General features: G+C 69.9%; 7 protein-coding genes and 1 other RNA gene. 6 read left to right on the top strand and 2 right to left on the bottom strand.

Annotation, left to right across the window (positions count from 1 at the left end; translation table 11 throughout):
- The 5 genes from VM221_14130 to VM221_14110 all read left to right on the top strand — a co-directional run.
- Positions 1–623: 4Fe-4S dicluster domain-containing protein (locus VM221_14130; protein ID HUT75960.1), on the top strand; the 623-nt coding region annotated here is incomplete at its 5' end.
- 64 nt (positions 624–687) lie between these two features.
- Complete coding sequence (locus VM221_14125) at positions 688–1,449, top strand: SAM-dependent methyltransferase (protein ID HUT75959.1); 762 nt, start codon at positions 688–690, stop codon at positions 1,447–1,449.
- A 500-nt stretch (positions 1,450–1,949) separates the two neighbouring features.
- Positions 1,950–3,980 (top strand): chloride channel protein, encoded by a 2,031-nt coding sequence (locus tag VM221_14120; protein HUT75958.1) that lies wholly within the window; start codon positions 1,950–1,952, stop codon positions 3,978–3,980.
- A gap of 7 nt (positions 3,981–3,987) precedes the next feature.
- Positions 3,988–5,268 (top strand): ABC transporter ATP-binding protein, encoded by a 1,281-nt coding sequence (locus VM221_14115; protein ID HUT75957.1) that lies wholly within the window; start codon positions 3,988–3,990, stop codon positions 5,266–5,268.
- Between the two features lie 50 nt (positions 5,269–5,318).
- Complete coding sequence (locus VM221_14110; GenBank protein ID HUT75956.1) at positions 5,319–6,161, top strand: hypothetical protein; 843 nt, start codon at positions 5,319–5,321, stop codon at positions 6,159–6,161.
- Here the strand turns inward: VM221_14110 and VM221_14105 are convergent.
- Positions 6,116–9,382, bottom strand: a complete 3,267-nt coding sequence (locus VM221_14105) for an FG-GAP-like repeat-containing protein (GenBank protein HUT75955.1) — start codon at positions 9,380–9,382, stop codon at positions 6,116–6,118. The genes VM221_14110 and VM221_14105 overlap by 46 nt on opposite strands.
- Before the next feature lie 324 nt (positions 9,383–9,706).
- Positions 9,707–10,312, bottom strand: a complete 606-nt coding sequence (locus tag VM221_14100) for a hypothetical protein (protein HUT75954.1) — start codon at positions 10,310–10,312, stop codon at positions 9,707–9,709.
- Positions 10,313–10,898: 586 nt separating this feature from the next.
- On the opposite strand from VM221_14100, the gene ffs reads away from it, so the two are divergent.
- Positions 10,899–11,160: signal recognition particle sRNA large type (ffs, locus tag VM221_14095), an RNA gene on the top strand.
- Positions 11,161–11,223: the final 63 nt, after the last annotated feature.

The following is an 11,223-nucleotide window of genomic DNA, read 5'->3' as shown; positions in this document are numbered from 1 at the left end:
CCGCCGAGGAGCTGGGCGACCTCGGGCGGCAGTTCGGGCCGGTGCAATCGGTTATCGTGTTGGCGCAGCACATCGTTGACCCGATACAATTGGTCCGATTCCACGCGAGTGGCGCATACGAGGATTCCCGCATCGCCGCGTCCGTCTCCAATGCCTTGCTGCGGGATGCTTGCTGGCGCGTGGTGGCAACCGTGCGCCGGGCCGGCTACCACGCGGCAATCCTGCGCAACCAACGTTACGGCGTTGACGAGCCCCGTCACGATGTCTCCTTCAAGAAGGCTGGCGCGCTTGCTGGGCTGGGCGCGTTCGGGAAGAGCCAACTGCTCATTCATCGCGACTGGGGGCCTTGGATTTGGCTCGGCGCCGTGGCGACCGATGCTCCGCTTGCCCCCGACTCGCCGATCGAGTATTCGCCGTGCAGTGAGTGCAGCCGCTGCCTGCAGGTTTGCCCGAAGGGTGCGCTGTCCGAGAACGGCATTGACCGCGAGAAGTGCCGCGGCACGCGCCAGATCTCGCCGATGGGATGGATCGGCTGCGAAGAGTGCCTGCGCGCGTGCCCGGTCGGCGTGGCCCCGCCGCGGCTGGGCGACGATATGTGGGAGCATGGGCGCCCTCGCCCGTGAACTTCAGCTTCATGTGCGCTATCCCGATCTGCGAAATCCGTGTAATCTGCGGATAATGGTTGCCATGAAACGTTCAAGATCCAATCGCCCCCAGGACTGCCCTTACGTTGGCAAGGGGGGGCTGAAGCTGCGTTTTGCGCTCGACCACTTCGGCCGGGAGGTTCGCGGGCTGGTTGCCGCCGATCTGGGATGCCACGTCGGCGGGTTCACGGATTGTCTGCTGCAAGGCGGGGCGGCGCGAGTCCACGCGGTTGATACCGGCTACGGCGTGCTGGAATGGAAGCTACGCAACGATCCGCGCGTGGTGGTGCACGAGAGGACCAATGTCCTGCACTGGGATTGCCCCGAGCCGCTCGAGCTCGTCGTCAGCGACCTGGGGTGGACCCGGCAGGCGCGGGCGCTGCCGGCGATCGCGCGGCTGCTCAATCCGGGCGGCTGGGCGCTGTCGCTGGTGAAGCCGCAGTACGAACTGGGGATAGGCGCGCATTCAACTCCTCTCCCTTCTAGGGAGAGGATCAAGGAGAGGGTAATTGGTCACGCCGACCTACCCTCACCCGGCCCCGACCAGTCGGCGCCGCCCTCTCCCTCAAAGGGAGAGGGGTTACGCGGCGTGCTGCCGGCGGAGCTGGTGCCGGAGGCGCTGGCGGCAGCGCGCGCGGCTTGCCCGGCGGAGCTCACCATCATCGGCGAGGCGCGTTCGCCCTACACCGGCAGCGGCGGCAACATCGAGGTGTGGCTGCTGGTGGCGCGCATGAGGACCGTGCGGAGTCATTCCGAGCACCCGACTCCGCAGGGCGGGGTAATCTCACGAAGAAACGGGTCGTAATGGTCGCGCAAGACGGTTGTTCCTTCGCCGCTGCGCATGCCGGGAGCGAGATTCTTCGCCCCGACAGGTCGGGGCTCTGAATGACACGACCGTCGCCGGTTGCTGTTCGCATGCGCTCCGGGGCGCCCCTGCACCAGCCCGCGGCAGTCTCATTGCGATCGAGGGTAGTGCTCCGTCAATACTGTAATGAGGGCTCTTCTCGTAGGGCAGCAGCTCGTCTTCTGCCCGTTTCCCGCGCTCCGGGGGAGGAGGCAAGCTCCTGCCCTACGGGGTATGCCGTATCCATCAAATGAAGATTGACCGAGCAGTAGTGCTCCGTCAACCACGTTTCGAAGGATTCCTTGGGCGCGCGATTTCAATCGCGCGAAACCAGCCGTAGGGGCAAGGCATGCCTTGCCCCTACCTCCGCGCCCAGGGTGATCCCAAGTTTTCGCAGTCGCACTCCACGCATCGCCGCATTTGATCGCGAACCGATTCTGATGTATCCTAGTGGGTGACCGATGGACACCCCAACCTCCACATCCCGGCGCGAACCGGCGCACCTGCGGGCGGTGCGGTTCTTCCACGAATCCGCGACCACGGGGCCGATTGCGCTTGCGTTGGTGGTGGGCATGGGCGCGGGCCTGGGTGCGGTCGGGTTCCGGTGGCTGATCGCGGCCATCAACGCGCTGTTCTTCGGCGGCTTGGGGAGCGTCGTTGAGCCGGTGCTGGGGCGGTACAAGGTGGTGGTGCTGCCGGCGGCGGGCGGGGTCTTCGTCGGGCTGCTGACCTACTACCTGGCGCGCGAGGCGAAGGGGCACGGCGTGCCCGAGGTGATGGAGGCGGTGAGCCTGCGCGGCGGGCGCATCCGACCGCGGGTGGTGGCGGTCAAAGCATTGGCCTCCTCCATCTGCATCGGCTCCGGCGGTTCCGCGGGACGCGAGGGGCCCATCGTGCAGATCGGGTCGGCGCTCGGCTCCACCCTCGGGCAGGCGCTTTCCCTGCCCGCCCAGCGCATGCGCCTGCTGGTGGCGTGCGGCGCCGCCGGCGGCATCTCGGCCACCTTCAACGCCCCCATCGCCGGCGTCTTTTTCGCCCTCGAGGTCATCCTGCGCGAGTTCACCGCGCGCTACTTCGGCCTGGTGGTGCTGGCGTCGGTGGCGGCGGCGGTGGTGGCGCAGAGCATGCTCGGCAACTACCCGTCCTTTCGCAGCCCCCAGTACACGCTCGTCAGCGCCTGGGAGCTGCCGTTCTACTTCGGCCTGGGCCTGATAGCAGCGGTGGTGGCGCTCTTGTTCGTGCGCGCGCTCTACGGGGTCGAGGACGCCGCCGACAAGTGGCGCTTCCCGGAGTATCTCAAGCCCGCGGTCGGCGGCTTGCTGGTGGGCGCGATCGGCGTGTGGTACGGGCAGGTTTTCGGCGTCGGCTACGAGACGATTGACGCCGCGCTCGTGCATAAGCTGACGCTGGGAGTGGCCGCGGCGCTGGTGATAGCCAAGATCATCGCCACCTCCTTGAGCATCGGCTCCGGCGGTTCGGGCGGCGTGTTCGCGCCGTCGCTGTTCATGGGCGCCATGACCGGCAGCGCCTTCGGCGGGCTGGTGCATCGCTGGCTGCCCGGCATCACCGCCGAGTCGGGGGCCTATGCCCTGGTGGGCATGGCGGCGGTGTTCGCGGGGGCGGCGCACGCCCCCATCACCTCGGTGCTGATCGTGTTCGAGATGACGCGCGACTACCGCATCATCCTGCCGCTGATGATCGCGGTCGTCGTCAGCACCCTGGTCGCGGAAGCCCTCAGCCGCGAATCCATCTACACCTTCAAGCTTACCCGCCGCGGGGTGAACCTCAGGGGTCGCGTCACCGGCAACCCGCTGGAGCGCATCCTGGTGTCGGCAGCGATGGTCGCCGATGTCGCGCCGATACTCGAGTCCGCCTCGGTGCAGGAGCTCGTCTCCCGGCTCGAGGCCAGCGGCGAGCACGGCGTGCCGGTGGTCAACGACGGGGGCCGGCTCACCGGCATCGTCAGCGTCGCCGACGTCACGCAGGCGGAATCGGGGCCGGAGGCCACGGTCGGCGATATCGCTACCCCCGCCCCCGTCACCGTCTTCCCCGATGATCCCCTGAGCGTGGCGATCGAGCGCTTCGCCTCGCTCGACATCGGCCAGCTCCCGGTGGTGGACCGGCTCCGCCCCGATCGGGCGCTGGGCCTGCTGCGCCGCCGCGACATCATCCGCATCTACGGGCAGGCGACCGCCGATCAGTCGGCGCTGCGCGCCCGCGTCGAGCGCACCCGCGTCGAGTCTCCCCGCGCGCGCTTCGTCGAGCTGCGCCTGACTCCGACCGCGCCCGCCGTGGGCAAGATCCTCGCTGACCTCCACCTGCCGGGGGAGTCGGTCATCGTCTCGGTCGAGCGCGGCGGCCGCCTCCTGTTCCCTCACGGCGACACCGAACTGCGGCCCCGCGACAAGGTGGTCGCCTTCGCCAGCGGCGAGGCCGAAGAGGCGCTGCGCGCCGCGCTGGCAGGCGCCGCCCCCGCGCGCCGCAGGGGCTAGGTGGATCATGCGCCTGGAGCTGCGAGCAGTCAGCGCGCGCTACGACGGGGAGCCGGTCATCACCGATGTCACGTGCGCCGTCGGCGCCGGCGAGTTTATCGGCCTGGTGGGCGCCAACGGTTCGGGCAAGTCCACGGTGGTGCGGGTGATGAGCCGGGTGCTGCGCCCGGTCGCCGGCCAGGTGCTGCTGGACAACCGCAACCTCTATCACCTGCGTGCCGGGCAGGCGGCGCGGCGCATCGCGGTGGTGCCCCAGGATGCGGCCTACCATTTCGACTTCTCCGTGCTCGAGGTGGTGCTCATGGGGCGTTCGCCCCACCTCGGGCGTTTCACCCTCGAGCGGCCGTGCGACTACGCTGCGGCCGAACGCGCCTTGCGCCTCACCGGCATCACCCACCTCGCCACGCGCCCGGTGAGGGCCACCTCCGGCGGCGAGCGCCAGCGCGTCGCCATCGCCCGCGCCCTGGCCCAGGAGCCGGAGTTGCTCATCCTCGACGAGCCCACTGCTCATCTCGACATCAACCACCAGATCGAGGTGCTCGACCTGGCGCGCACCCTCAACCGCGAGCAGCGCGTGGCAGTGGTGGTGGTGATGCACGACCTCAACCTCGCCGCCCAGTATTGCGAGCGCATGCTGCTGCTGCACCAGGGGCGGCTGGTCGCGCAGGGGGCGCCGCAGGAGGTCATTACCGCCCGCCACGTGCGCCAAGCCTATGGCGCCGAGGTCGCCGTCAAGCGCCATCCGGTGACCGGGCGGCCCTACTTCACCCTGCTGTCGCGGCTGCCGACGGCCGCCGCCCGTGAGGGCGTGGCAGTGCATGTTATCTGCGGCGCGGGCACCGGCGCGGGGCTGATGGAGCACCTGACCGCGCGCGGATACCGCGTCTCGGCAGGGGTGCTCAATGTCGAGGACTCGGACCAGCAGACCGCCGAGCGCCTGGCACTGCCGCGGGCGGAGGAGGCGCCTTTTTCTCCCATTTCCGAGGACGCGCGCCGGGAGAACCTGCGCCTCATCGCCGAGGCGCAGGCGGTGGTCGTCGCCGCGGTCCCCGTGGGCGCGGGCAACCTCGCCAACCTGGAGGCGGCGCTGACCGCCGCGCGCGGGGGCACGCGCGTGATCGTCATCAACACCCCGCCCATCGAGGAGCGCGACTTCACCGGCGGCCGCGGCGTCGAGCTGCAGCGCGAACTGCTGGCGGCGGGAGCCGAAGCCGTCGCCGGCGCGGAGGAGGCGATTGCGCGCCTGGCAACCGTCGAGTCGTCCCCGGACGACGGGGGCCGCACATGACCCCGCGCTGGCGGTTGGTGGACTCCGGCCCCGGGCCTGGGGACTGGAACATGGCGCTTGACCGCGCGCTGTTGGAGGCGCTCGCGGCGGGTCCGGAGCGCACAGGCCCGGCTCCGATTCTGCGATTCTACTCCTGGGAGGCCCCGACGCTGTCGTTCGGGCGCATGCAGCGCCCGCCGCAGGATCTGCTGCGGCGCTGCCGGGAGCTGGGCGTCCCCGCGGTGCGCCGGCCCACCGGCGGCAAGGCCATCCTGCACGACCGCGAGGTCACCTTCAGCATCATCGCGCCCGCCGCGGGGCTGGGGTCGGTCATGGAATCGTATCGCATCCTCGCGCGCGCCATCGCCGCCGGACTGCGCGCACTCGGGGTGGAGGCCGACCTGTGCGAGACGCGCGCCTCCTCGCCTCAAGCCGCGCTGCTGTGCTTCGGCGACCCGGCGGGATGCGACCTGCAGGCGGCGGGGCGCAAGCTCGTCGGCAGCGCCCAGGCCCGCCGCGGCGGGGTGCTGCTGCAACAGAACTGCCTGCCGCTGAGGTTGTCCGTGCCCGCGCCGGCCGCAGCGGGTGAACCGCAGGACCTCAAGCAAAGGCTCTTCGGCGCCGCGGCCGCGAGGGAAGCCCGCCGCGCCACCGACCTGGCATCGGTCATGGGCGGCGAACCGTCCTTCGGCCGCGTGCGCGACGCCGTCGTCGCCGGGTTCCGGGCCGAACTCGGCATCCGGTTCGAAGCGAGCAACCCCACTGCCGGCGAGACCGCCGCGGCGCACAGGCTGCGGCCCGCGTCTGTGTTACCGGGTGCGAGACTATGCGAGTTGGCAGGCGAGGACGCCCGCCCCACCACATGTTGTTACGACCCCAACTCCACTATCGCCTCGGCCAGCAGCCGCCGGTAGCGCTGCACCACCCCGAAATCCATCTCGTATTCGCCGAACCGCAGGGTGAAGACATCCACCGCATCCTGGTAGGCGGCGACCGCGTCCAGGGCTTCCTGGCGCAGCGCGCGGGCGGCGCTCACATCGGCGCCCCGGGCCGCGGCGGCGCCGATGGCGTCGTCCAACAGGTGCACCAGGGTGGTGTCCTCGATGCCGTCCCGCGACGCCTCCCAGCGGCGGGTGGTGGTGAGCGTCTGGTCGGGCTCGATCTGCACCACGCCGTACATCGGCTCCTGGGCGCCCACCCCCCACAGGTTGTGGTAGGCATAGACCCACCAGCCGCTGCCATCGAGCCCGTGGCGCACCGCCACCCAATGCTGCGCCCGGTAGAAGCCCAGCGGCGTCAAGAACCGCACGTCCCCGGGCGCCTGGTAGGTCCATACCTGCCGTCCGCCCTCGCGCATGATGCGCATCAGATCGGGCGACCCCTGCTTGACGATGTGAAGCTCGGGGCACCAGATGTCGGTGTAGGGGTTCATGCGCTCCAGGTACTCGGCCCTCACCGCCCCCGAGGGGTTGGCGTATATGCGGATGTTGGGCGCAACCTCCTTGATCGGGCGCACCGCCCGCATGAAGAGCTCGACCGATTCGTCGCCGAACAGGCACGGCTCGTCCACCGGGTAGTAGGCCCAGCTCTCGTTGCCGATGCCGATCGAGTGCAGGTGAGCGTCCAGGCTCACGGCCGCCGCCTGCACCGCCTTGGGCGGCCCGCTCGCGCCAAGGCTGTTGAAAAGCACCAGCGCGCCGCCACCCACCAGCCGCCGCATGGAGTCATCGAACCGCGACCAGTCGGGATCCCCAACCAGGTTGCCCTGCTCGTCGGCCTTCCGCCTCGGGCACGACTGGACCATCACCACCGTGACCCCGTGCTCCCTCAAGTCCGACCACACGCGGTCGTCCAGCCCCCCGCTTCCGTCGGGGGCGACGCGCCGCCAGTTGCACACGCGCATGCGCGGCTGGTCGGGCAGCGTCACCGGCGATACCTCCAGGCGCACCTTGATCGCGAGGCTGGAGGGAACCTTCTCCAGGCTGGTGAGGGTGATGACGGCTTCGTGCACCCCGGCCTCCAGGCCCCGGGTGGCGAAATGAAGCCATAGCTGGCACGGTTCGCCCGGCGTCAGGTCCACCACGGCGGCGGACGCCGACTTGAGCAGCATGTCGGGGATGCGCCCGTCGCCGTACTTGGTCGGCATCCACACCGGGCGCAGCAGCTCGAGCCGGCCCTCCAGGCCCTTGACCGCCGCGTGAATGGTCAAGGGCCTGCCCTCCAGCGCGACCAGGTTCAAGGCCGCATGCTCGTGCTCGTTGCCCAGCGCCCACACCTCGATCGTCGGCTGCGGCGCTGCCTGGGCCGGCAGCGCCCCCAGCGGCTGCACGTTGTCCCAGGGGTTGTCATCCTGCCACGCGGCGAAGGACCCCGACCAGCCGGCGGCGCCAAGGGCGACCTTGAAACGATGGAAATCGGAGCGGATGCGGACGCTCTCATGGAAGGCATCGGCGGCTGCCACCAGTTGGCGCGCGGCCGCAGCCTCAGGGGCCTCCCGCGTGACCGCTTCCGCCAGCGCCAGCAGGCGCTCCCGCCGGCGCTGCGGCGACTCGCAGTAGGCCTCCCCCCCGCGCTCCTCGCCCGCCGCCGGCGCGCCGACGCCGGTGAACTTCATCTCCTCGGCGCATACGCGCTCGCCGGTGGCGCCGTCAATGAGCGTGATCTCGACCTCCTGGTCGCCGGGCATGAGCTCCACGGACACCGCGCCGTCATCGCGCAGGTCATGAACCCGCGTGCTGCGCTGCCCGCCCCAGCGGCGGCTGACCTCGATCAGCGCCCGCTCCGGCGCCGATTTCGGCAATCGCAGCGACAGGGCGTTGGTGCCGAGGCGGGGCGCCTCCAACGGCTCCACCAGCTTCCCCGCGGGCGCCGCGATCGCAGGCGCCGGCTGTACCGGGGACGGCGGCAGCGCCGACCCCCCCAGGGTCGAAGCCCCGCGCAGACAGGCCGAAACGACGGCCCCCGCCCGCGCCGGGCCGCCGAAGGTGAAGCAGCGCAGGAGGTCGGAATTCGGCGAGGAGGTCACGACCTCCAGCACGCCGTCGCCGTCAATGTCACCCACTACCGGAGCCGTCTCCTGGCAGTTCCCCAGAGTGTATTCGCCCTTGACGCGGCCCTGCGTGGTGAGCACGTAGAAGTTGTGCCCCTCCACCCCGGTATGGCTTGTGCCGACAACGATCTCCAACTCGCCGTCGCCGTCCACATCGGCGACGGCGGGGCTCCAGAAAACGGCGCGACCGCCGACGGCGGTCGCCCATAGGCGCCGACCCTCGCCGTCGAAGCAGAAGACGGTGTTGCCCTTGTCGGCGGCGATGATCTCGGGGCGTCCGTCACGGTTGACGTCGGCGACCACCAGCGCCGCGTAGGCCTGCTGGGTGAGCTCCGCGGTCCAGCGCGGGCGGCCGGTGGCGCCGTTGAGGCAGAAGAGATGGCCGGAAAGAGCGGACGAGCTGTTGGTGATCAGCACCTCCGGCCCAGAGCCAAGATCGGCGATCAGCGCCAGCGAGCGACCGAAGTTCGCCGGCTCCTCAAACACCCAGCGCAGCCGACCATCGGCCGATATGCAGACCACGCGGTGATCCTCGGTGCCATAGACGATCTCCGGCGATCCGTCTCCGTCGAGGTCCCCCACCGCCGGCGGCGCGGCCGCGTACGAGTCAATCTTGAACCGCCAGCGCAGGCGCCCGGCGGCGTCCAGGCAGTTGACCCAGCCGCCGTCGTCGGCCAGCAGCAGGCTGGGCCTGCCGTCCGAGGTGACGGGGGCCGCCACCACGCACTTGAATTCATCCAACAGCTCCCCCAGGCGGTGGCGCCAGAGTTCTTTCCCGTCCGCGGTCAGGGCCACCACCAGGCCGTCCACTCGGCCCGCCACGATCTCGGGCGCGCCATCGCCATCGAGGTCAACGACCGCGGGGGCCGCCGAAACTCGATCCCCGAGGTCATGGCGGAAGATCTCTCGGCCGGCGCCGTCCACGCGAATCACCGCTCCCGCCTGGGAGGCGATAGCGATCACGCTGTCCGGCGCCTCGGCGCTGGGGTAAGGCACCGGCACGCTGTGCAACAACTCCAGTTTCTTCTCCCACCGCATGACGAGCTGGGGAGGGTTGGACGTTTCCGACACTACCGACTCCGGCATGATTGCGTTTCTCCCTTGTAGTTCTTCTTCAACCGCAGCTGCGCTGTCCGCGGGCGCGGCCGCGGCTACGATTCTTGGCATCGCTGCCTTACTTGGTCTGGAGTTGTCGCGGGGCGGGCCCGGCTCGGGGCTCGGGTTCCGAGCTCGAGCAGCCTGCTCGCGGGCCGCGTGTAGGTTTTTCGACACGGCCGCAAATGTGACCTCTTGCGGCCGCGCAGCGGGGTGCTGCAAGGCGCACGGGCAGGGACCAGCTGGTTGTGCGCCGCCGGCTGAGGCCCTCGTCGGGGCCGGGAGGTGAAGAGGCGCTCACGGGCGGTGCCGCGCCTACGCGCGCATGCGGTAGGCGTAGAGTTTGCGTCCGCCGTTGCTCAGCGAGTAGCCTAGTCCGGGGTCCGCGCGCACCATGCCAAGCTGCGCGAGGATGCCCATCTTGCGACGCACCATGTCCTGGTCGGTGCCGAGCTGCTGCGCCAGCTCGCCCGGCCGCATCCACCGTTTCTGGGTGAGGGTGGCGATGAAAGACTGCGTCCACTCGCCCTCGTAGGTCTTGACGTCAATGCCCGCCAGCTCGCGGTCCAGGCGCCGCAGGTCCTCCTCCGACAGCCGGCCCGCGCGCACGCGCTCGGCTTCGTTGCCCAGGTAGCGGAAGCGCACGCGGTAAACGCGGTCGGTCGCGAAATCCGCCTTCGGATTGCGCGCCTTGTAGTCGCGGCGCCAGTCCGCCAGCGATTCCGCCCCGGCGGCGCGCGTATCCGCCTCGGTCATCCCGGCCAGCGGCACCTGGGTGATCTCCTCCACCATCACGTCGCCCAGCTCCCCGCAGCGGTAGCGGCGGCCGACGTTCACCTGCGGCCGGTCCCAGGTGCGATAGATGACGGTGGTACGGCCCTGCCGGATCCCCTCGTAGTGCTTGCGATCGAACGTCAGCATCCCGTGCCCTTTCAGTATCGCGCCGCCCCGTCGGGTGCCCGGCCGGAGCGGCGATTGAGTGCGCCATGTCATATATTCCGCGCGCGGGGGTGCAATCATTCAGACATTTTCGGGGTTTGGCGCCGCCGTGGGGGCTGGGAAGAACGCGGGTAGTGCGTCTGGCACCGAGACCTCGGGTGGCGCGCCGTCGTCAGGCTACCGTGGAGCCCGCACCGCGCGTCGCCGTGCGCGGCACGCGGGGGCTGTGCGGTCACGGCGCGGGAGGTGCAGACGGCGGCGCGGAGTTGCCTTGCCCGCGGGCTTCCCGCGGCGGGCGCGACCGGCTCCGCGCCGCCCAAAATGGTGGGCCGGAGCTCGCCCGAAGCTCCGGCCCACGACCGTATCCACCAACCGCGGTACCTTGATCGGCTGCCATCATGTGACGCAAACAGCCATCTCTCTGTTCCACGTCGGGGGAGATTTGTGAGAGGGATTGTTGCCCGCACGGCCCACCGGGGCCGATGCGGTTGCTGCCGGCCAACGGATGTGCTATGATGAACTTCGAGGGGGGAAGGTGGCGCGAACCATTTCGAGACCGGTTTGCTGATCGTGCTAGACGGGGAGTTAGCGGTGCCCTGTACCCGCAATCCGCTATAGCGGGGTCGAATTCCTGCCCGAGGCCGGGCGTGTGGGGGCCGGGCGGCGCAAGTGGTGATGAAGGTTGGGCCCTGCGCGACGCGGGTTCGTGAACCCCGTCAGGTCCGGAAGGAAGCAGCGGTAAACGACTACCCGCGGGCGCCGCAGCCAGCCTGGCCGGAGCTAACGACGACGATTCCGCCCCGTGCGCGCGTTCGACGGCAGGTGCACGATCAGTTTGCGGCTAAGGTGTAAGGTCGCAATCGGTGGATGTGAATAGATGAGCAGCAGACGGC

Source organism: Armatimonadota bacterium, from assembly GCA_035527535.1.
Lineage (GTDB): Bacteria > Armatimonadota > Hebobacteria.
The sequence above is the reverse complement of the archived record's forward strand: the minus strand, read 5'-3'. Positions and strand labels throughout refer to the sequence as shown.

Excerpts from the sequence above, each read along its gene's own strand:
- VM221_14120 (HUT75958.1), top strand. The coding sequence starts at position 1,950 with ATGGACACCCCAACCTCCACATCCCGGCGCGAACCGGCGCACCTGCGG.
- VM221_14100 (HUT75954.1), bottom strand. The coding sequence starts at position 10,312 with ATGCTGACGTTCGATCGCAAGCACTACGAGGGGATCCGGCAGGGCCGT.
- VM221_14115 (HUT75957.1), top strand. The coding sequence starts at position 3,988 with ATGCGCCTGGAGCTGCGAGCAGTCAGCGCGCGCTACGACGGGGAGCCG.
- VM221_14105 (HUT75955.1), bottom strand. The coding sequence starts at position 9,382 with ATGCCGGAGTCGGTAGTGTCGGAAACGTCCAACCCTCCCCAGCTCGTC.
- VM221_14125 (HUT75959.1), top strand. The coding sequence starts at position 688 with ATGAAACGTTCAAGATCCAATCGCCCCCAGGACTGCCCTTACGTTGGC.
- VM221_14110 (HUT75956.1), top strand. The coding sequence starts at position 5,319 with ATGGCGCTTGACCGCGCGCTGTTGGAGGCGCTCGCGGCGGGTCCGGAG.